The following is a 20,124-nucleotide window of genomic DNA, read 5'->3' as shown; positions in this document are numbered from 1 at the left end:
GTGCGTATTGTCTCTGTTAGGCCGCCACCGCACGAGAACGCCGCCAAGGCTCGGCTCGGCATGAGGGGGACAATTTGCATAGAACCGTTTTTCTGGCCGCATCGGTATTCGCATTGGCAATCTCGACCGCTCCGCAGCGCGCAAGTGCCAACCCGGAGAACGCCAGCGAATGGTACGGGGCAACCGATGAAGATCGCTTGGCCGACTTCGAGCGGATCCTTCTCACCACCGGCAGCGAGAACAATTACGGCGAGTTCAATTTCGCGCACACGACCGGGGCAGGACGAATTTACCAATTGGTCGAGCTTGTTCGTGCAGCAGAGGATCCGGAGGTTCTGCTCAGCAGCGACATTTTCGCATTCTTGATCGGGGGGTCGCCAGCTGCCGAGAGCGACGTGAGCGTCCAAATAGCCTATCGCGAATTGTTGAAGCTCTCCCTTGCAAACTGTAGCAGGACGACATTCCAGCTCGGATGTCTCCGGCGCTTTCCCGCCTATGCCGAGATGCTGTATCTCGACAACAATCCGGAGGAAGTCAGGACGTTGCTCAGCAACGTGCCTTTGCCAGATGACGCCACAATCAAGTCGCAACCCGAGATCATGGGAACGCTCTCCAAGCTACAGAACGAAATGAAATTCGCGGGCCTGCATGGCCAGCGCGTAAAGATCCTGGAGCAACTTGCGAAACCGACCTACGCCGGCAACAGCGAAAGCGAAAAAGCGAGCGTCGACCTGTTTCTTGCCAACGCTTTGCTCGATGCCGATCGTGCAGCCGATGCGGTGCGCCGTCTCAAAAAACGAGATGTTGATAACGAACTTCTTCTGCGCGAGACTCGGCGGGTCCGCGCCACAGCCTTGACCGCAGACGGAAAGGGCAAACAGGCACTCGCGGAATTGAAACCGTTGCTTGATGAAGTCGACCAGTTGTCTTCTACCCAGCGGGCCGAGATTTTTGTTCTGGCAGCCTCTGCTGAAATCGCGCGCGGAGATCTGGACGCTGGCAGGAAAAGACTGGAACAGGCTTGCCAGCAATATTCCGCACCGAACCAGCCATGTGATCAAAGGCAGATTTCCGATCAGTACCTGCTGGCCTGGTCCGACCTTCATCTGGCGACCGGCGATACCGAGAAGGCCGAAGCGCGCATATTGAAGTCCGTCCAAGGAAGAGCAAGTCCACCCGAGGCATTCCTGCGCCAGCTCGACAAGATTCCGGGCGGCGCAGACCGTTCAATCGTAAATGGGCCGCTACAGGAGAGGAGCCGTCGTGCGGCGGTTTCGAATTTCAAATCGCTTTATCCAGACTTCAGATTTCACGAAGCACGCCTTCAGGCAGAGGAACGCAGACACAGCGAAGAAAGAATTGAACAGGTGCTACTCGCTGGGTTCAAAAGGGAATGGCTTGGCGATTTCAGCGATTATGAAGTCGACGTAATGTGGAAAAAGCTGGCGCTGACCCGATTTGCCGACGGCGACAGCGAGACCGCCCTGAAATATTACGAAAACTATCTGAGTGGCAGCCCGAACTATTCGAGAAATTGCGAAGCTGCCGCGTGGTTTTATCAATTCGGTGACCTACAAAAACTATCGTCACAGCCTGGTATCGCAGGGTGTGAATCGCCCGAAATGGCCGAGCGCGAAGCAAATGCTTTCTGGCTGCAGATCGCATTGCATGGCGGCCGCGACGAAGACCTTCGCAGCCTCGCTCGCTCGAAGGTGATTGAGGCTTTCGTCGTCAAGGAAACCGAAGCGGCGCAGTACATCAGCGAAAAGGCCAAGCCGCTCTATTCCGGCATGCTCCACGTCGCTTTCCCGCAAAGCGATGATCCTGATCCGCTGCCACATGCCGACTGGGTGTATCAGGTCATGCAGATCGTCATGGCCAACGAAACGGCGCGCAATATTGCGATCAGCGAGGCGAACCGGCAGGCCGAGACGATTAGCCCGCGCGCGGCGGAGCTTGCCAAACAGTATCAGCGCTATTTCGACCGGCTCAACAATGTCGAAGAGGTCCAGCCGGGCCTGTTCTTCCCGCGTAGTTCCCTGATGGATTACGACGAGCAGCGGGCCCGCGAAAAGCAGATCCGTGCAGACCTCGAGGCGGAATTCCCTGCCTATTTCGACCTGATCGAAGTTCGCCCCATGTCGCTCGAGGACACGGCAGCAACTTTGCAGGCTGACGAAGCCGTCCTGCATATTTTGCCCAGCCAGAACGGCACGCTGGTCGCATACGCGGATGCCGAGGGGGTTCGTTTTCATCGCGGCGAATGGTCGGCGGATGAAGTGCAGCGTGCGGTGCAGCGCCTGCGCTGGAGCATGGGGGCCGATGTCGGTGCGCCGCAGGAGGTCGTGTTCCGCTGGACCGACGAAACGCCCGATGCGACCAGCCTGCCCTTCCCCACTGCACTGGCGCACGATCTTTACCGCGAGATCCTCGCCCCCTTCGAGGAGCGGTTGCGCAGCAGGAAGAACGTATTCGTGGTTGCCGACGGTGCGATTGCGTCGCTGCCGCTGCATGTGCTGCTCGCCAAACCGCACCAGAGTAGCGACTGGCAGCCGTCCGACCTGCGCGATGCACCGTGGGTTGCCGATGAGCCCTATGCGCTGATCCAGCTGCCCTCGGTCCAGACCCTGTCCATCCTGCGCCAACGGGCGCGGCGAGAGGGGCGTTCGACTTCGGCCACGCCCAGCTTCGCGGGCTTCGGCGATCCGACCCTGTCGGGCGAGCCGGTCAGCAAGACCTTGCCGACGATGGACAAACGCAGTTTCGATCTTGCCCGCATCACGCGATCAGGCGGCCCGGTCCGTTCGGTTGCTGAAATGGCCGAACTGCCAGGCACCGCGCGCGAACTGGAGGCCATGCGCCAAAGCCTCGGTGCGGGAGAGGACAGCATCGTGCTGGGTGATTTTGCCACCGAGCAGGCGGTGCACAATGCCGACCTGTCGCAGGTCGATGTGCTGCATTTCGCGACCCACGGCCTGCTGCCGGGCGAAATGGCGGGGCTGCTCGAAGCCGCGCTCGTATTCACTCCGGTGGAGAATCCCGCAAGCCGCCAGAATGACGCGCTCCTTCGCGCGACCGAAATCGCCGGGATGAACCTCAATGCCGACTGGGTAATCCTGTCTGCCTGCAACACCGCGACCACCGGCGGGGAGACCGGCTCCTACGCCTCGTTCGGCGGCCTGCCCGAAGCGTTTTTCTATGCCGGAGCAGACACTCTGCTCGCCTCGCACTGGCCCGTGCTCGACGATGTGGCGGAGCTGATTTCCGTGCGCACGATCGAACTGGCGCGACAGGACGAGGGGCTATCGCGCGGGCAGGCGCTGCAACAGGCCATGCGCGAGATCCGCCGCGATCCGGCCAACCCCGGCTGGGCGCATCCCAGCGCGTGGGCGCCGATGGTCGTCATCGGGATGGACTGAGCGTAGCCGCACACCCCGCTGCGCGCTCCTGCCGAATTTGCTGCGCGCGGTGGCCATATCGCACGCGCCCTGTTACCCGCTTGCGCCATGCAGACCGGAACCCTGATTTCACTCGCCGCCTACTTCATCCTGATGCTCGCCATCGGGTTCTACGCCTGGCGCAAATCGACCGAAGACAGCGAGGGCTATCTGCTCGGCGGGCGCAATCTGCACCCGGCCGTGGCTGCGCTCAGCGCCGGGGCATCCGACATGTCGGGCTGGCTGCTGCTCGGGTTGCCGGGGGCGCTGTTCGCCGCCGGTCTGGTCGAGGCATGGATCGGCATCGGCCTGTTCATCGGCGCGCTGGTCAACTGGATCGTCGTCGCCCCGCGCCTGCGCCAGCAGACCTTCGAACTCGGCAATGCGCTGACCATTCCCGAATTTTTCGCCAACCGTTTCCCGGACAAGGCGGTCGCGCTGCGGGTCGTGTCCGCCATCGTCATCGTGGTCTTCTTCAGCGTCTACACCGCCGCCGGCCTGGTCGGCGGAGGCAAGCTGTTCGAGACCAGTTTCGCCGCGCTGGTTGACGGCTGGGGCGATCCCTACACCGCGGGCCTGTGGATCACCGCAGGCGTGGTGCTGGCCTACACCATGGTCGGCGGGTTCCTCGCCGTCAGCCTGACCGATTTCGTGCAGGGCTGCATCATGGTGGTGGCGCTGGTGCTGATGCCGCTGGTGGTGATGTTCGGCCCCGGCGGCGCATCGGGGGAGAGTATCGCGGCCATCTCGCAGGACGGCTATCTCAGCATGACGCAAGGGCTGACGGTGATCGGCTTCCTCAGCGCGGTCACCTGGGGACTGGGCTATTTCGGCCAGCCGCACATCATCGTGCGCTTTATGGCGGTGCGCAGCGTGGAAGCGGTCAAGACCGCGCGCAACATCGGCATGACCTGGATGGGCGTCGCCCTGCTCGGCGCGCTGGGCGTGGGGATTGCCGGTCGCGCCTATGCCGAGCGTGAGGGCATTGTGGTGGAGGACCCGGAGACGATCTTCATCGTGCTGGCCGATCTGCTGTTCCACCCGCTCATCACCGGCTTCCTGCTGGCCGCCCTGCTCGCCGCGATCATGAGCACGATCAGCTCGCAGCTGCTGGTCGCATCATCCAGCCTGACAGAGGATTTCTACCGCCTGTTCCTGCGCAAGCAGGCCAGCGAGCGTGAGGCGGTCAATGTCGGCCGCGTCTGCGTGCTGCTGGTCGCACTGGCGGCAATTGCCATCGCGTCCGATCCGGACAGCCAGGTCCTCGGCCTTGTGTCCAACGCATGGGCCGGTTTCGGCGCAGCATTCGGCCCGCTGATCATCCTGTCACTGACCTGGAACCGCATGACCGGCGCAGGCGCGCTGTCGGGGCTGGTGGTCGGCGCAGGCACGGTGATGGCGTGGATCGCGCTGGGGTGGAATGCAGAGTTCATGGGTGGCCCGGGCGTTTACGAGATCATCCCGGGGTTCATCGCTGCCTGGGCGGCGATTGTGCTGGTGAGCCGGGTGACTGAGAAGAAGGTGGCGGCCTAGGCGGCGAGGTATTGAGGGAGCTTTAGAGAGGTCTCCTTTCAACGCGAATGTCGCCTTTGCGCCCCAATCTCGGTCATTGGAGGCCATTTCCGAGGCACCCGGAAGCAGACATGCTCCGCGCCTAAATGGCTCGGAGAAATCAACCTGAAATCGCAACAGTAAATTCTGCCGCAAGAAACCCCACAGTCATCGTGATCACGAGTAGTGCGCCGAGCAATTTGGGCGGCGCTGGGAGGGGGAGACCAAACCACCTGCATCCATATCCAATGACAAAAGCGAGAAGTAAGCCGACTGCAGTCGTCACCTTCCGTGTCCCCCATTTGTTGGATCATCTGCCAAACCCTCATCGCCAACGTCATTTCCCGTGCGCCGGGCGATCTGCTTTTCTGCGACCAGATGTCCGAGCGTCATCGCCAGTACTAGCAATGCACCAACAAGGGCGGGCGGTGCTGGCAGTGGTATGCCGATCATCCGCGTGGCCGCGCCAATTGCCAGGGCGAGCACAAATGAAAGCGCGATCTTCATATGCAGAAATTTTCCCCTGGATAGTGACGCGCGAAATGCTGGTTGCGCATCATTCCGCGACCCCCACTACGATATCCCCGAGGTGATTGGAGCCGTGCCTTACGACGTCTCCCGGCTGAAGAAAGTGCTTGCCCGCAAGTTCGTTGGCGATGAATGTCCGGCGCGCGACATCCATAAAATCCTCGTCTGCGAGCGGTCCGCCCTGTCCGAGATAGGCTATGATCGCCTCGATCACGTCGCCGCGGGTGGGAGGAGTAAAAATTGTCCCTTCCGAGGTTCCAGACATCAACGTGGCGGAGGTCGGGATCGAAGCTTCGGCCATCAGTTTGACGTAACCGTCGCGAAACAAAAAGCGCGGTTCCTTCATATCGCCGAAGGAATTCTCGACCAGCGACCCGAAGTCGAGCGTCATCTCGCTACCGCGTGCATCCTGGCGGGGTGATCCGTTGACCGAGGTGGTCATGCGGACATTCGAGATGAAAGCCTTCCAGTCTTTGGGGATGACCAGAAACGGACCGGTCGGGAAGAAATCAGGGCCGCTCTTCGCGTCGCTGAAACCGTGTCCCGAATCCAGGTTGTCGGGGTCGGCGAGTTCGATCAGCGCATTGCGGTTAGTGAAGTCACCGCAGAGGAAGAAGCCCTTCGCGGCCTGGTCGAAATCCGCAGGTGAGGTAAGCTCTCGGTCGAAGCGCACGCATAGCTCGACCTCATAGTCGAGCAGGATACCGGGATTGGCGCGAACCGTTGTGCGTGCAGGGGTAGCCGGACCGAATTTCGGAAACTGGAAGACCGAAGTGCTGTTGGCCTCTTCGGCATGCTCGGGGAAGTTCGTGCCTGTCCCGATATGCTGCTCGCCGCCCGGCCCCGAGGGGAGGAGATTGGTCATGGCCACGGTTGAGATTGGCAAGCCTTCGAATTGGCCGGCGCGAACCACGGACAGATCGGCTCCGCCAAGTGCCTCGAAAGGATCGTCCGTTACGGGTGCTCCTATCTGTTCAAGATCAATGCCCTTCGCGGTCTCGTCGTCCCAGCTGGTGACGACCATCGTGCGCACTCTGCCATCATCACCCGCGAACCGGGCAAGCGTGATCGCTTGATCGAGCGGGGCCAGCCCCAGTTCGAGCGGCTCCTCCTCGAAGCTCGCCGGATTGTAGCGTGGATCGGGCGAGGTCACCCAAGCCGCGAATATGCCAGCAGATGAAAGGGCTACTAGTGCTACCGACCATTTTCCAAAAACGTTCATGAGCGCTTCCCATCACCGGGCATTTTCGCAAGCAGCACAAGCGCAATCAGGTAAACCACCGTCAGGATGAAGAAGACGAAGACATTCTCGTCCATTCCCAGAATCGCGACATGGTGCTCTGGATCGACGATCGCGCCACCGTAGGAATCCACGGCTATCGTCGCGACCCAGAATCCGGCGAGGTTGCAGGCTTGCCAGATTGCAGAAATTCCGAGGTCACGGCGCTTATTTTCAGCCGACCGCCAGATGAAATAGAGGTTCGCCAGTCCCGAAAAGACCATGAAACCCAGCAACCAGACCAGGTGCAGTCGTGCGTGACCGACCCAGCTGGCATTGAGAAGGTGCGAGTGACTGATGTCCCTTATAGCCGGGCCGAAGAACTCAAGCGCGGTGATTGTCAGAAGGATTTGGATTGCGCGCAATCTGGATGGCATCAGACGATCTCCTCTTTTGGGGCATCCAAGTCATCGGCCATTGGCCATTCTTTCCAGGTTGCAAGCGAATTGCCGCTCACTCGTCGGAAGAAGCGGTAGATCGGCGATAGGATTCTAAGCGGGAGCGGCCCCTTATTGATTTCGGTCCGAAATGCAGGACGGTCGAGCATCCGGCGATAGTATTCCCTGACTGCAGGGTGTCGCTCCAATGGATAGCCCGCCAGCGCGGCGCGATGAATGTTGATGAACCAGGCGATGTCGACAACCGTTGGATGGTCAGTCACCAGCCATTGGCTGCCGGCCAGGCGCTGCTCAAGCCGCGAGAATGCGTCGCTAAACGCGAGGACAGCCTTGCGCACCTGCGTATTGCTCACTCCATTGAGGGCAAATTCGCGCCACCATTCAACTTGACGCTTACGATTGGGATCGTCCGGCCCATTGGCGAGATAGGCTTCAAGCTCGGCCTCGCTCTTCTCCATCATCTTGCGCGGTGCAAGAAAACCCATGGTGATCGCGCGCAAATGGTCATGCAATGCGCTTTCGAGCTCCAGCAGTTCGAACGCGGCCTGCCTTTCGCGCTTCTCTGATGGAATCCAGCTTGCTTCGCTTGGATAACGATCTTCGAGATATGTGAGGATGTCGTTGCTCTCGATGTGGACAACGCCATCGTCGATCAGCACCGGCACAACGCCGCGCGGGTTGATGCCAAGATACCATGGCGTCGTGTGCTCAAGCTTCTTGAGATCGATTTCACGCGACCGATAGGGGAGTTCCTTCTCCCGCAGCAGGATACGCACCTTCTGCGAGCAACTGCTCTGGGAAAAGTTGAGCAGGTGAAGGCCCTCCCACCCGAGCACATCCTTTGTCTGCAGCTGTGCCGGATCAAGCAACATGTTCCGTTCTCCGTTTCGGGTCCGCGATCTTGCGGTTCTAAGAAAATTGACACATGTTATAAAAATGCTTATTCCGCGTCCCATGTCAAGGCGAGAAGAAGCAAAAGAATTCAACCGCGCCCGCATTCGTGCGGCGGCTGAGGAGATCATTCGGACCGAGGGTATGGAAAAACTCACCATGCGGCGGCTCGCCGAACAGGCCGATGTCAGCCTACGGACGCCGTACAATCTGTTCGGCTCCAAAACTGACGTTTTGATCTCCCTGATGGAGGAGGCGGAGTTCGAGCTGTCGCCACTCGGCGCGGGCGATGAGAATCTCACGATTATCGAACAGCTGCTTGGCTCGCTCGACCGGATCGAGGCTTTCTTCGAAAGCGACGAAGAGTACTTCCGAGGAATATACGCTAGCATCATGGCTTCCGATCACCCGGAGGCGCGCGAAACAGCTGTTTTGCGCAGCGTCGGATTGGCGTGCGTCCGCCTGCGGCAGGCCGCCGAGAACGGTGAGCTTGTTCCGGATACAGACACAGACAATCTCGGCAAACATCTCGCCATCCAGCTGTTGGCTGTGCTGGGCATGTGGGGTTCGGGATTTTTCTCGAACCGCGAAAGCATCACCCAGGTGCGCCAGAGCTGGTGCGCAGCGCTGCTTCAGCATTGCAGCGAGACATCGCGCCCCTTGATCACCGCCGCCTATCGCGCCGCCATTGAATCGAAAGGCTGAAGCATGACCGAGCGCCTGCTTGGATATTCGGAGCAAGAGCTTGCACAAAGCCCCTATGCTCGCTTCTACGACCCCGAGCTCGATCCGCTTCAGCCGCAAGTCGCCGAAGCGCTGCTCGTGGGACCGCAAGCGTATGAGCTGTTTGCACCGGCCACGGATGCCACCTCGATGATCGAACCAGGGTATTGGCCGGTGGAAACAGGCTATGCGCGCCCACCAGACGGTTCGATCCGGGTCTTCTGCCTCACCAAAATGCCGCGCGTTACTCCGCAGATGTGGGACTGGTGGTTTGGCTGGCACGGCTGCGAAGCGCAGCGTTACAAGCTGTGGCACCCTAAAGCACACGTCAATGCTCAGTGGGCCGATGGTCGCACCGACGAGAGCTATATCGGCCGTGTTTCGCACATTACCGAATATCTCGGTCCAAAACTCGTGAAAGGGGCGATTGGCTTCGTGTCTCCTTCGGTCATGGGTTTCGATGAAGCCCGGCTGGCGAAGCAAGGCGAAGTGGCTATCTGCGCCCGAGTCGGCCTACCGGGCGCTCCGCTCAAGGCTGGATGGTTGCTGCACCAGCTGCGCCCTGTCGAAGGCGGGAGCGAAATGCGTTCGCGCATGTGGATGGGCGGTGAGAACGTTGCTCTGGGCGACAATCCCGGCACATTGGGCCGAGGGATTGCCAAGGGCTTGCGCCCAATCGCAGGCAAGCTCCTGCCATCCCCAGCAGATCTCCTCGTCCACAACGCACAGGAAATGGCGCATCTGGCGGGCTTCCTTCCCGAACTGTTCGAGGAGTTCGGCGCTGCCTATCTGGAGCGGCAGGCATGAAACGTCCCAAGGGCAAAGGACGCATTTGGCGGCGCGGCGAACAAGGCTTCGACAAGGCGGTCCTTGGCACCAGCTTTAACGCCCGCGATTCCGGCGCGCGTCCGGACATGCTGGTCGAAGCCAATTCGGCCGAGGATGCGCAATGGGCGCTGTTGCAGGCGCGCGAGAAAGGCTGGCAAGTCAGCATCGTTTCGGGCGGGCATAGCTGGGCGCAGAACCATCTTCGTGAAGGCGGCTTGCTGCTCAGCATGGCTCGGATCAACCAGATCGAAATCGATCCTCAGGCGGGCGTAGCAAAAGTTGGACCGGGCTGTTGGGGTCTCGACCTCGACCGCGCGCTCAAAAAGCACAAGCTGTTTTTCCCGATCGCTCATGCCCCCGATGTCGCGCTAGGCGGCTTCCTGCTGCAAGGCGGTTTTGGGTGGGGCAGCCGCGCGCTTGGCATTGCAGCTCAGAGCGTCATTGGCATCGATCTAGTGCTCGCCGATGGCAGCCTCATCCATGCCAGTGAAACCGAAAATTCGGACATCTTCTGGGCCGCGCGTGGATCGGGACCGGGCTTTTTTGCTGTCGTTCAGCGCTATCACCTGCGCCTGCATCCTCGGCCGAAGTTTACCGGCATGAAGGTACAGGTGTTCAGGCAGGAACATCTCGACGATGTGTTCCGTTGGGCCGATGATGTCGGGGCCAGCGTTGCGCGCTCGGTTGAGTTTCAGATGCTGATCACGCCCAAGGCGATGGGTATTTTCAAGCCGGGGATAGAGGTTTTTGCGCCGGTCCTTGCCAATAGCTGGAAAAAGGCACGCGAAGCGGTCCGCTTCATCAACGATAGCCCGATCAGGAAGCTTGCCAGTTTTACAACCCCGCTCATTCCTTCAAGCACGAGCATCTTGTCACAGACCGCGAACATCACGCATTTCCCGCCCGATGTGCGCTGGTGCGCAGACAATATCTGGACTGATGCGCCGATTGACGACCTGCTGCCCGGCCTGAATGCCATTGCCGATACGATGCCGCCTGCTCCAAGCCACGCACTGTGGCTCAACTGGCACCCGCCCAAGGAACGGCCTGACATGGCGTTCTCGCTCGAGGCCAATCGCTATCTCGCGGTCTATGGCGAATGGAAGCACGCTGCGGACGATCACAAGTATGAGAACTGGGCGACCGAACGTATGTCGGCGATGCAAGATCATGCCGTGGGCATCCAGCTTGCCGACGAAAATCTCGGCAAGCGCCCGTCGCGCTTTATGAAGGATGAGAACCTGATGCGATTAGATAGCTTGCGCGCCAAGTACGATCCCTCAGGGATGTTCAGGCCATGGATGGGCCGCCCGGATCAAGCGAACTGATATGCCGCGCATTTCCCGCAGGACGGTGATGGGGGGCGCAGCGCTGGGGGCGTTAGGCGCAGCTGGTTATGGTCTGGGCTGGTTCACTCCCAAGGAAGCACCTGGCACGCGAGGGGTGAATCCTGATGCGCCCGTTCCCAAGGGCCGCAAGGACCTCAACCTGCTGGTGATCATGGTGGATCAGGAACGGTCATGGGAAACGCTTCCCACGAGCCTTGACCTGCCCAACCATCACCGGATTGCCGAACGCGGCACCTATTTCTCGGGGCTGCAAGTGACCTCTCCGCTGTGCACGCCCTCGCGTTCAGTCTTCTGGACCGGTCAGCACGTTCAGCACACTGGCGTGCAGGACAATACCAATGTGCCGCTGATGGGCAGGCCGCTCGATCCGGCGATCCCGACCCTTGGCCACATGCTGCGCGATGCGGGCTACTACACGGCCTACAAGGGCAAATGGCACTTGCACGAATTGCCGCAGGATAAAGCCTGGGAAGGCGCTGCCGACCGCCCCGATGCGCTCGAAGCCTATGGCTATTCCGACTATGGTTGGGGGCCGGAGCTGATCGACTCACAGGCAGGATGGAAGTTCGATGGCCGGATAGCGGGCGACGCGGCAAAATGGCTGACCGGCAAGGTTCGCAATCTGGACCAGCCTTGGGCGCTGACGGTCAGCTTCGTCAATCCGCACGACATCATGTTCCTCGATGCGACCGGCGAGCAGGCGTCGACACGGGTGCAAAACACCTTGCCGGGACCGGTCCTGCCGATACCCGACGATCCGCTTTACCAGATTGCCAAGGTTGCCGACCTGCCGCGTGATTTCAAACCTGGCGGCTACCACGGACAGCTTCCCGCGCAGGCTGACTACGATACCTACATGGACTATTTTTACGGATCCATGCCGCATGACAATGTCGAAGCGTGGATCAGGTTCTCTCAATACTACTACAACTGCATCCGCGACGTAGACCGGCATCTGGGCACGGTGCTCGACGCGTTGGAGAGCAGCGGTCAGGCTGACAATACGATCATCGTGCTGACGTCCGACCATGGAGAAATGAGCGGCGTCCACGGCCTGCGGCAAAAGGGCCCGTGGATGTTCCGCGAGAACCTCAATGTGCCGCTGGTGATCTCCCATCCGGACTCGCGAGCACCGCGGACAAACGATGGTCTGGTGTCTGCCGTAGATTTCACACCAACCATGCTGGGGTTGGTCGGCCTAGAAGCGCAGAGTGTCAGGGATCGCTATTCGGCAATGCGCGGTTCCGACATGTCGCAAGAACTGGCGAGCGGTTCAACCGAACGCAGCCGTTCAGGCAAAGGCGCGCTGGTCACCTACAGCGTGAGCCATCATGCGGACCCGGATTTCGCCAAATCCGTTTTCGAGAACCAGAAGATCGATTCCGCCATTGGCAGGTTAGGAAACAGCATCAACGCTGGCCTGACACCTGATTTCACTGCCCGCAGCTTCATGCGCGGCGTGGTGACCGACGACTATAAATTTGCGCGCTACTTCTCACCGCGCGAACACCATGTGCCGCGAACCCTCGAGGAGTTGAAGGCGCGCAACGATCTCGAAGTCTTCGACCTGAAACGGGACCCGGGCGAGACCCGCAACCCGGCCGCATCGGGGGCGATTTCGGATGAGGTGCTCGAAGGCCTCAATACGAAACTGAACGCGCTCACAGATGCCGAAGTCGGACCAGACGACGGGCGGGACATGCCGGGGCCGGAATTTTATTGGAGGGGTTGATTATTTGTTCGGTTGCCATGTCCAGATTCGGGGGAGCTTTCCCGAAAGCAGTCTGTCAGCAAACGGCCCATCAGTCGCCATCGAAGTGATAAGAATTTTCGCGGGAATGCAGGCCTAGCCAAGACTTAACACACCCCATTTTCCTACACGCCGCTTCCCTCCTAGCTTCGCCCAGCATCATCTCATCCGGCTTTGGCGCAGATCAGGGCAAAATTGCACTGTTACGGCCCTCATACGTATGAGTTTGATCAACTTGCAGCCATCGTCACGCTGCGACTCGGGGCGACCCGGGGCGACTCGGGGCGAAACGGAGAATTACCATGGCTAAAATCACCGGGCCCAAAATTACCGGACTGGGCGGCGTGTTTTATGTCGTCAAAGACCCGGAGGCGACGCGGGCGTGGTACCGCGATGTGCTCGGCATCGACGGGGAATACGGGCCGCAACTGAACTGGTCCGAGGAGACGGGGGACAAGCCCTATTCGCTGATCAGCCATTTCAAGGATGACGAGTATCTCAAGCCCGGAACCGGCGGTTTCATGATCAATCTGCGGGTCGACGATCTGGACGGCTTCGTCGCGCAGCTGAAGGGCAAGGGTGTCGAGGTGCTGGACAGCGTGGACGAGGGGTACGGCAAGTTCGCCTGGCTGCTCGATCCCGACGGGGTGAAGATCGAGCTGTGGCAGCAAGTGGAAGCGCCGGAGTAGCGCGCTGACCGGTTAGAGCGATTTTAACCGTGCGCGTGGCATGCTCGTCCCATGGCATGGAGAATGGCGAGTCTTTTGGCGCTGTTTGCGCTGGGCGGGTGCAACCTGCTGCCCGAGGGGCGCGAGGCCCCCGCACCGCGCGCCACGGCGGAGCGGATGGTGGCCCCCTCGCCCGCTGCACGGCAGTGCCTCTCCGCACTGGGCGGCACCGGGGCGCGGTTCTCCGCCCAGCCGGACCGCTATTACGGCGCGGGATGCTCGACGCTCGGCGCGGTCAAGGTGGAGCGGTTGCGCGGTGACGGGTCGGAGTTCGCGCTGTCGAACATGGGGCCGGTAACCTGCCCGACAGCCAGCGCGCTGGCCGGGTGGGCGCGATACGGGGTCGACCGCGCGGCGCGGCAGATCCTCGGCAGCCCGCTCGAACGGATCGAGACCATGGGCAGTTACGCCTGCCGCAATGTCTCCGGGTCAAGCCGCCGCTCGGCCCATGCGACGGCAGAGGCGGTTGACGTTGCCGCTTTCGTGCTCACCGATGGCCGACGGGTGAGCGTGGCGGGCGATTGGCGCGGCGGCAACAGCAAGGAACGCGAGTTCCTGCGCACCGTCCAGCAGAGCGCCTGCAAGCGGTTCGGCACTGTGCTGGGGCCGGAATACAACGCGGCCCACGCCGACCATTTCCATCTGGAGGCGGGCGGCCGGGGGTTCTGTCGCTAGGCGGCTTTCGGCGTCTCCAGCTGCGCCTCGATCGACAGCCGGACCGCTTCGGCGGCATGTTTCGCGCCGAGCTTCTGCATCATGTTGGCCCGGTGAATTTCAACAGTGCGCGGACTGATGTCGAGCGCCCGGGCGATTTCCTTGTTGCTCAACCCCGTGGCGAGCAGATCGAGCACCTCCCGCTCGCGATTGGACAGATGTGAAATCAGGTTGCGTGCTTCGAACATCCGCCGCCGCGTCCTGCCAAAAGCCGCCGCATCGTGCTCGATCCGATCAAGCGCCCGGTCGAACAATCCGACGTCGAGAGGCAGCTTGAAATAGTCGATCGCCCCTGCGCGTATCGCCGAAACCGTCCGTTCGACAGTGGGCTTTTCCGCCAACGCGATTACCGGCAGCCATATCTCGTTCACTTCCAGGCGGCGCATCAAGGCAGTTATACCGCCATCTGCGAAATTGTCTCGCGCAAGGATCAACCCAGCCCTGAGCGGACGTTCGGTGATCTCGAGAAAATCGGAGTAAACCTCGGCGTGGTATCCAAGCCCAAGCGCGATACGCGACAATTCGGCTCTAACCCTGCTGGACGGATCGATAAAATGAATGACAAGTTTGCGTTCCATGCCGCATTTTGTGCAGCAATACGGATCTATCCGTAATACGCAAGAATACCGACTTGGGATGAATAGTGTTACCAATAATTGGCTTACAAACAGTTATCTGCGATAAACAGAAGTCCAAATCGGAGCGTTTAGATCGACTTAATTAGTTTTATTCTCCGACCCGATCAGATCTTGATCGAAATTGAAGTCTGGCAATGAATGAAAGGCCGACCTAAGCGCATCGCCCCAACTGGACGATATGGCTTGAAAATATTCGTCCTCATGCGAGATCCGCTGCGAATGAGAGACGGCAAACGCGTCACGCTCAATGACCATCATGTCGAGCGGCAATCCGACCGACAGGTTGGCTTTGAGGGTGGAATCGAACGACACCATGAGAAGCTTGACGGCATCTTCGAAGCTCATTGCCCGATCGTATCCGCGGATCAGGATAGGGCGACCGTATTTCGTCTCGCCAATCTGGAAAAAGGGCGTGTCCAGGCTGGCTTCGATGAAATTGCCTTCCGGATAAATCATGAACAGGCGCGGTTCCATGCCGGAGATTTGACCGGCCAAAATTATCGAAGCGGTAAAGCGGCCCTTTCCGCTCGATCCATTCGCTGATTGCTGGCCTTCGATCGTCTTGCGCAGGAGCTTGCCGATCTCAGTCGCGACCTGAAACATAGTCGGCGCTTCCAGCAGCGAGTTTTCCCTTTCATCAGGAGCCTTGGTTCGCTCTTCCAATTGACTGATCACTGACTGCGTCGTCGCGAGATTACCGGCCGTCATGACTGCAAGCATCCTGTTCCCCGGCACTTGCCAGTGGAACATCTTGCGAAACACAGAAATGTTGTCGACGCCCGAATTGGTCCGCGTGTCGCTCATCAACACAAGGCCCTTGTCGAGCACCATTCCCACACAATAAGTCATAAAAGGTCTTTATCCCAAGATCGGACTAAGCCGCTAGCGCCGGGCCGGGCAGTCTTACTGCCCCACCTGTTGCTGCTCGACGGTCACGTCAACCTGCAAATTTTCATTGGCGGTGCCAAAACTGATCCCGGTCAGCGGCGCGGCATCGCGGTAATCCATACCGGTCGCAACACGGACATAACGCGGGTCCGGGCTGATCCCATTTGAAATATCGAAGCCGATCCAGCCAACGCCGTCAACATGCGCTTCCGCCCATGCATGCGTGGCCTCTTGTTCGATGCGATCATTCATCATCAGGTAGCCGCTGACGTAGCGAGCGGGTATATCCATCGTCCGCGCCGCGCCGATGAAAATGTGCGCGTGATCCTGACAGACACCCGCACCCAGTGCCGCAGCTTCCTCGGCCGTAGTACGGGCCCCTGTCTCACCGGTACGATATTCGACCTGTTGTGCGATAATTCGCGACAGGGCATGTAGCCGGTCGATGGCTTGCGCTGAATTGTCGAGCTGTGAAATCAGACTCTTCACCTTGGCACCCGGCTTCGTAAGAGCTGTCTGGCCAAGGAACGCCCACAACGGCATGTGTCCGGAATGCTTGCCGATAACGCCGGCGTTGTCTTCCGTCTGAACGATGCCGTCACACTGCACAACGACTTCTCTTGCACCGCTTTCAACATTGACCATGGTCACTGTGTTGAAGTGCTGGTCTTCGTATTCGAATTCCGGCTGAGCGTTCTCGTAAGACATGGTCCAGTCGAGAATCTTCTGACCCTGGGTTTCCTTCGGCGTCAGCCGCAAGCGCTGTAACGCGTGCACCACCGGCTCTGAAAAGCTGTACCGCGTCGTGTGTCGGATAGAGAGTCTCATGGCTTCACCTCACGAACCGGTAATCTTCGGCAATTGCGGCAGCGATCCCTGAATTCGCCGCCATGAAGCCAAGCAGGAATTCATGCAGCCCCTGCTCGAAAATCATCTCGGTAGTGAGGTCCGCCATGCGCATATCGGCCTCACGCATCAGCGCGTTGCATTCACCTTCACGGCCATGGATCCGGGCCAACGCAGCCAGTTCATCGCGCAGGGCGGAATGGCAGAATGCCAAGCTGCGCGGGAAGCGCTCGTCCAGAACAAGGAACTCAACGATGCCGCGCGCGTCGATTTGTCCCGCATGCAGCCAGCGATAGGCGCTGTCACCGGAAACCGATCGCAACACATTATCCCATTGCCCCTTGTCGAGGCTCGATCCGACATAAGACAGTGATGGCAAAAGCAGGAAATACTTAAGGTCGAGAATGCGTGCGACGCTATCCGCACGCTCGACATAGGTCCCGGCCCGGGCGAAATGAAAGCTTTCGTTGCGCAGCAGTGTTCCGGCCATGGCACCATGTGCAAGCGTGCCAGCACGGCGCACCATTGCGACGATCTCTCCCACGCTTCCCTGACTGACCGGGCGCGCCAGAGCATCCTTGATCTGCATCCAGCTTTCATTGACGACTTCCCACAGCTCTGCGGTTATCGCTGTGCGTACGCCGCGAGCATTCGTTCTCACGTGCTCCATCATGGCCAGAACACTGGAAGGATTGGCTTTTTCGCGCAGGATGAAGTTCCACACCTGATGGCCGGTGTAGCCATCGTGTTCAGCCTCGTATGCCCATTTGAGGCCTGAAGCCGCGATAACAGAGCGCCACTCGTCTTCCGCCGTGGCAATGTCGCGGGTCACGGCCATGCGCAGCCCGGCGTCGAGCAGGCGCGCCGTATTCTCGGCCCGTTCGAGATTGCGAAACATCCAGAACAGGCCATTTGCGGTCCGGCCTAACAAGGTGATTTCCTTCTCATGTTTCTTTGAGGACCCATGTGTCTTTTGTCCCCCCGCCCTGGCTCGAATTCACGACAAGCGATCCCTCCTTCAAAGCCACGCGGGTCAGGCCTCCGGGCGTGATGTCGATGCCATCGGGCGACACGAGCACATACGGGCGAAGATCCACATGCCGCGGTACGAGCCCCTTTTTGGTGAAGATCGGGCAGGTCGAAAGAGACAAGGTCGGTTGCGCAATATAGTTGTGGGGGTTGGCTTGTAGCTTTTTGCGGAACTCGGCCAATTCCTTCTTCGAAGACGTCGGCCCGATCAGCATCCCATAGCCGCCCGATCCGTGGACTTCCTTCACCACCAACTCATCAAGATTGTCGAGCACGTGGCCGAGGCTGTCTTCATCCGAACAACGCCAGGTTTCAACATTTGGCAGCAATGGTTTCTCGCCGGTATAAAACTCGACGATTTCAGGCATGAAGCTGTAGATGGCCTTGTCATCGCAGATTCCCGTCCCGGGTGCATTGGCAATCGTCACGCCGCCGGATCGATAAACATCCATGATGCCGGGCACGCCCAGCATGCTGTCCGGATGGAACGATAGCGGATCTAGATATTCATCGTCGACGCGCCGATAGATCACGTCGACCGGTTGGTATCCGCGGGTGCAACGCATCTGGACCCGGCCATCCTTGACCCGCAGATCGCTGCCTTCGACCAGTTCCGCGCCCATCTGATCAGCAAGGAAGGCGTGTTCGAAATAGGCGCTGTTATAGATGCCCGGCGTCAGCACCGCGACATTCGGCTTCCCCTTTGTCGCAGCCGGAGCGCATGCGGCCAGGCTCTTCGCCAAGCGGCGTGGATAGTTCGAAACCGGCTCAACCGGCACTTTCGAAAACAGCTCCGGAAACATTGCCATCATGGTTTCCCGGTTTTCCAGCATGTAGCTGACACCGGACGGGGTGCGGGCGTTGTCTTCCAGCACAAACCAGTCATTTGGCCCCGTGCGAACGAGGTCGATGCCTACGATATGGGTGTAAACCCCTCCCGGCGGTGTAAAGCCAACCATCTGCTGCAGCCATGCGGCGTTGTCGCGCAGCAGGCGCACTGGCAGGCGGCCGGAACGAATGATCTCCTGGCGGTGATAGAGGTCATAGAGAAACGCGTTTAGCGCGCTTACACGCTGTTCAATCCCGCGGGTGAGCCGGCGCCATTCAGCGGCGGTGATAACGCGCGGAACCATGTCGAACGGGATCAACCGTTCCTCGGCCTCGTCCTCGCCATAGACGTTGAACGTGATGCCGGTCTTGCGGAAATTGGATTCGCAATCGGCATGTTTGCGCCGCAGCCACGCGGTTTCCTGGCCGTCATGCCATTCGCAATATTCAGAGTAAGCCGGGCGGATTGAACCATCCTCGGCATGCATCTCGTCGAAATTTGCTTGCCGCTCGGCCATGAACCCCCGGAGCCGTTGGAATTTTGCGCACAGATTTGTGCGAGTGCGAATGGTACCGCATAGTCAGAAAGGTTCAAGCGGCGTCGAGTTCCCGCAAAGTCCGGTCACTGGAGCTTTTCGCCAACCAGACTAGCGCGCGCAAGACGGCGCACCATAGGTCGACCGATAAATCTGATGGCGCCCAGCAGAAGCCGTCCGTTTTCCAAAGCCGATGTCAGGACAGGCTTCCGGCGAAATCGTGCAGGACGTAGTGAATGAACAGCATCGTCGCGGTGTGGCCTTGCGGAAGCGGGTCCCGGCTGTGCGCGAGTTCGCGTCCTTTGAAGATCGATCCACCTCCGAACGGGTGCAGATGTTCCACGTCGCCGTGTGCAGTATGAATTTTGATCGGCCACGGTGAGGCCTTAAGCTCACCGCTTGGCTCGTAATCCAGGGCGATGCTGACCGTGTATTCGCACTGCGCGCGATCCCGGTGCCGAGGAAGATCCTGCCCACCTTCATACTGAACCGCGTAGGAATAGGTCGGCAGGAGCCTGCAGCCGGTCGCGGCTTCGACCGGCGCCGCCATCGCTTCGATCACCAGCCGGCCAATCGGATCATTATGCAAGACTCGCCGGGGGGAGTCGGGGCTTTCTTGCCGCGCCCAACCCTGCGCAAACATTTGTCTGTACCAAGATCGAATGGTGCTCAGGGCAGTCCCACTGAACAGGACAGGCCATTCAGCATACCGGTTTGCCGTCAATGTCTTGCTGAGTTCGGGCGCGACTTTGTTTAAACAAATGCAGGTTTCAATCAGGTCGCCAGCTTCCGGAAGAATTTGCCGGGCAATCGCCAGACCGCCATCGAGCGCAGGGCCTGTATCGAAAGCCGGCTTGCTGGCCCGGCTCAACAACAGGCCCTTGTCCGCCCATTCGGCGAAAGTGTCCGCATCGAATGGTGGCGCAGAGACCGGCATCTTCGACCGAAACCAGTCGAGCAGGAATTCAAACAGAGGCGGATTGTCCCGCTCTGCATGTAACAGCGAGGCGACCGGCTTTCCCGCTGCATAAACATGCAATTCCAACGTCGGTCCAGCTGCCGGATCATCGAATAGCCGTCCGGTGGTACTGGGGTTGAGCATTGGGATCATGGAATGCTCACGCTATCGCCGCTTGCGCGGCATAGAAAGCCCTTTGATTTGCCGCCCCTTCAACCCATATCT

General features: G+C 59.7%; 19 protein-coding genes. 8 read left to right on the top strand and 11 right to left on the bottom strand.

Annotated elements, in window-relative coordinates:
• The first annotated feature begins 74 nt into the window (after positions 1-74).
• On the top strand, positions 75-3,419 hold the full coding sequence (locus tag E0502_RS09875) for a CHAT domain-containing protein (protein WP_137677847.1): 3,345 nt from the start codon (positions 75-77) through the stop codon (positions 3,417-3,419).
• An 87-nt stretch (positions 3,420-3,506) separates the two neighbouring features.
• Positions 3,507-4,970, top strand: a complete 1,464-nt coding sequence (putP, locus tag E0502_RS09870) for a sodium/proline symporter PutP (protein WP_137677846.1) — start codon at positions 3,507-3,509, stop codon at positions 4,968-4,970.
• Between the two features lie 139 nt (positions 4,971-5,109).
• Here putP and E0502_RS15460 read toward each other — a convergent pair whose 3' ends face one another.
• The 5 genes from E0502_RS15460 to E0502_RS09845 all read right to left on the bottom strand — a co-directional run bounded on the left by E0502_RS15460 (position 5,110) and on the right by E0502_RS09845 (position 8,065).
• Positions 5,110-5,274, bottom strand: a complete 165-nt coding sequence (locus E0502_RS15460; RefSeq protein WP_137677845.1) for a XapX domain-containing protein — start codon at positions 5,272-5,274, stop codon at positions 5,110-5,112.
• Positions 5,271-5,495 carry a DUF1427 family protein gene (locus E0502_RS09860; protein WP_137677844.1) on the bottom strand — a complete coding sequence of 75 codons (225 nt, stop codon included), beginning with the start codon at positions 5,493-5,495 and terminating at the stop codon, positions 5,271-5,273. The genes E0502_RS15460 and E0502_RS09860 overlap by 4 nt, the downstream gene beginning before the upstream one ends.
• Before the next feature lie 49 nt (positions 5,496-5,544).
• Positions 5,545-6,669, bottom strand: coding sequence for a fumarylacetoacetate hydrolase family protein (locus E0502_RS09855; RefSeq protein ID WP_240049008.1), 1,125 nt, complete (start codon positions 6,667-6,669; stop codon positions 5,545-5,547).
• A 65-nt stretch (positions 6,670-6,734) separates the two neighbouring features.
• Positions 6,735-7,172, bottom strand: coding sequence for a hypothetical protein (locus tag E0502_RS09850; RefSeq protein WP_137677842.1), 438 nt, complete (start codon positions 7,170-7,172; stop codon positions 6,735-6,737).
• Positions 7,172-8,065, bottom strand: coding sequence for a glutathione S-transferase family protein (locus E0502_RS09845; RefSeq protein WP_161593758.1), 894 nt, complete (start codon positions 8,063-8,065; stop codon positions 7,172-7,174). Before E0502_RS09845 ends, E0502_RS09850 begins: the two co-directional genes overlap by 1 nt.
• An 82-nt stretch (positions 8,066-8,147) precedes the next feature.
• Here E0502_RS09845 and E0502_RS09840 point away from each other — a divergent pair, with 82 nt between their 5' ends.
• The 6 genes from E0502_RS09840 to E0502_RS09815 all read left to right on the top strand — a co-directional run bounded on the left by E0502_RS09840 (position 8,148) and on the right by E0502_RS09815 (position 14,137).
• Complete coding sequence (locus tag E0502_RS09840) at positions 8,148-8,789, top strand: TetR/AcrR family transcriptional regulator (RefSeq protein WP_161593757.1); 642 nt, start codon at positions 8,148-8,150, stop codon at positions 8,787-8,789.
• Between the two features lie 3 nt (positions 8,790-8,792).
• On the top strand, positions 8,793-9,614 hold the full coding sequence (locus E0502_RS09835; protein WP_137677839.1) for a DAPG hydrolase family protein: 822 nt from the start codon (positions 8,793-8,795) through the stop codon (positions 9,612-9,614).
• Positions 9,611-10,963, top strand: coding sequence for an FAD-binding oxidoreductase (locus E0502_RS09830; protein ID WP_137677838.1), 1,353 nt, complete (start codon positions 9,611-9,613; stop codon positions 10,961-10,963). The genes E0502_RS09835 and E0502_RS09830 overlap by 4 nt, the downstream gene beginning before the upstream one ends.
• A 1-nt stretch (position 10,964) precedes the next feature.
• Positions 10,965-12,716, top strand: coding sequence for a sulfatase family protein (locus tag E0502_RS09825; protein ID WP_137677837.1), 1,752 nt, complete (start codon positions 10,965-10,967; stop codon positions 12,714-12,716).
• A gap of 320 nt (positions 12,717-13,036) precedes the next feature.
• On the top strand, positions 13,037-13,423 hold the full coding sequence (locus tag E0502_RS09820) for a VOC family protein (RefSeq protein WP_137677836.1): 387 nt from the start codon (positions 13,037-13,039) through the stop codon (positions 13,421-13,423).
• Between the two features lie 63 nt (positions 13,424-13,486).
• Positions 13,487-14,137: an extensin-like domain-containing protein gene (locus tag E0502_RS09815; RefSeq protein ID WP_240049004.1), complete on the top strand. Its 651-nt coding sequence runs from the start codon at positions 13,487-13,489 to the stop codon at positions 14,135-14,137.
• On the opposite strand, the gene E0502_RS09810 is transcribed toward E0502_RS09815, so the two are convergent.
• The 6 genes from E0502_RS09810 to E0502_RS09785 all read right to left on the bottom strand — a co-directional run bounded on the left by E0502_RS09810 (position 14,134) and on the right by E0502_RS09785 (position 20,052).
• Positions 14,134-14,754 carry a response regulator transcription factor gene (locus tag E0502_RS09810; RefSeq protein WP_137677834.1) on the bottom strand — a complete coding sequence of 207 codons (621 nt, stop codon included), beginning with the start codon at positions 14,752-14,754 and terminating at the stop codon, positions 14,134-14,136. The genes E0502_RS09815 and E0502_RS09810 overlap by 4 nt on opposite strands.
• A 138-nt stretch (positions 14,755-14,892) precedes the next feature.
• On the bottom strand, positions 14,893-15,663 hold the full coding sequence (locus E0502_RS09805; protein WP_137677833.1) for a proteasome-type protease: 771 nt from the start codon (positions 15,661-15,663) through the stop codon (positions 14,893-14,895).
• 54 nt (positions 15,664-15,717) lie between these two features.
• On the bottom strand, positions 15,718-16,530 hold the full coding sequence (locus E0502_RS09800; protein WP_137677832.1) for a transglutaminase family protein: 813 nt from the start codon (positions 16,528-16,530) through the stop codon (positions 15,718-15,720).
• A gap of 4 nt (positions 16,531-16,534) precedes the next feature.
• On the bottom strand, positions 16,535-17,479 hold the full coding sequence (locus E0502_RS09795; RefSeq protein ID WP_137677831.1) for an alpha-E domain-containing protein: 945 nt from the start codon (positions 17,477-17,479) through the stop codon (positions 16,535-16,537).
• Positions 17,480-17,492: 13 nt separating this feature from the next.
• Entirely contained in the window at positions 17,493-18,923 is a 1,431-nt protein-coding gene (locus E0502_RS09790; RefSeq protein ID WP_137677830.1) for a circularly permuted type 2 ATP-grasp protein, read from the bottom strand.
• 214 nt (positions 18,924-19,137) lie between these two features.
• Positions 19,138-20,052 (bottom strand): hypothetical protein, encoded by a 915-nt coding sequence (locus tag E0502_RS09785; protein WP_137677829.1) that lies wholly within the window; start codon positions 20,050-20,052, stop codon positions 19,138-19,140.
• Between the last annotated feature and the right edge of the window lie 72 nt (positions 20,053-20,124).

The sequence above is a fragment of the Parerythrobacter lutipelagi genome, assembly GCF_005434975.1.
Taxonomy (GTDB): Bacteria; Pseudomonadota; Alphaproteobacteria; order Sphingomonadales; family Sphingomonadaceae; genus Parerythrobacter_A; species Parerythrobacter_A lutipelagi.
This window is presented reverse-complemented; position numbering and strand designations above follow the sequence as displayed.

What these genes read in the sequence shown, in the direction of transcription:
- putP (WP_137677846.1), top strand. Translation starts at nt 3,507, where the DNA reads ATGCAGACCGGAACCCTGATTTCACTCGCCGCCTACTTCATCCTGATG.
- E0502_RS09860 (WP_137677844.1), bottom strand. Translation starts at nt 5,495, where the DNA reads ATGAAGATCGCGCTTTCATTTGTGCTCGCCCTGGCAATTGGCGCGGCC.
- E0502_RS09850 (WP_137677842.1), bottom strand. Translation starts at nt 7,172, where the DNA reads ATGCCATCCAGATTGCGCGCAATCCAAATCCTTCTGACAATCACCGCG.
- E0502_RS09845 (WP_161593758.1), bottom strand. Translation starts at nt 8,065, where the DNA reads ATGTTGCTTGATCCGGCACAGCTGCAGACAAAGGATGTGCTCGGGTGG.
- E0502_RS09840 (WP_161593757.1), top strand. Translation starts at nt 8,148, where the DNA reads ATGTCAAGGCGAGAAGAAGCAAAAGAATTCAACCGCGCCCGCATTCGT.
- E0502_RS09835 (WP_137677839.1), top strand. Translation starts at nt 8,793, where the DNA reads ATGACCGAGCGCCTGCTTGGATATTCGGAGCAAGAGCTTGCACAAAGC.
- E0502_RS09830 (WP_137677838.1), top strand. Translation starts at nt 9,611, where the DNA reads ATGAAACGTCCCAAGGGCAAAGGACGCATTTGGCGGCGCGGCGAACAA.
- E0502_RS09825 (WP_137677837.1), top strand. Translation starts at nt 10,965, where the DNA reads ATGCCGCGCATTTCCCGCAGGACGGTGATGGGGGGCGCAGCGCTGGGG.
- E0502_RS09820 (WP_137677836.1), top strand. Translation starts at nt 13,037, where the DNA reads ATGGCTAAAATCACCGGGCCCAAAATTACCGGACTGGGCGGCGTGTTT.
- E0502_RS09815 (WP_240049004.1), top strand. Translation starts at nt 13,487, where the DNA reads ATGGCGAGTCTTTTGGCGCTGTTTGCGCTGGGCGGGTGCAACCTGCTG.
- E0502_RS09810 (WP_137677834.1), bottom strand. Translation starts at nt 14,754, where the DNA reads ATGGAACGCAAACTTGTCATTCATTTTATCGATCCGTCCAGCAGGGTT.
- E0502_RS09805 (WP_137677833.1), bottom strand. Translation starts at nt 15,663, where the DNA reads ATGACTTATTGTGTGGGAATGGTGCTCGACAAGGGCCTTGTGTTGATG.
- E0502_RS09800 (WP_137677832.1), bottom strand. Translation starts at nt 16,530, where the DNA reads ATGAGACTCTCTATCCGACACACGACGCGGTACAGCTTTTCAGAGCCG.
- E0502_RS09790 (WP_137677830.1), bottom strand. Translation starts at nt 18,923, where the DNA reads ATGGCCGAGCGGCAAGCAAATTTCGACGAGATGCATGCCGAGGATGGT.
- E0502_RS09785 (WP_137677829.1), bottom strand. Translation starts at nt 20,052, where the DNA reads ATGATCCCAATGCTCAACCCCAGTACCACCGGACGGCTATTCGATGAT.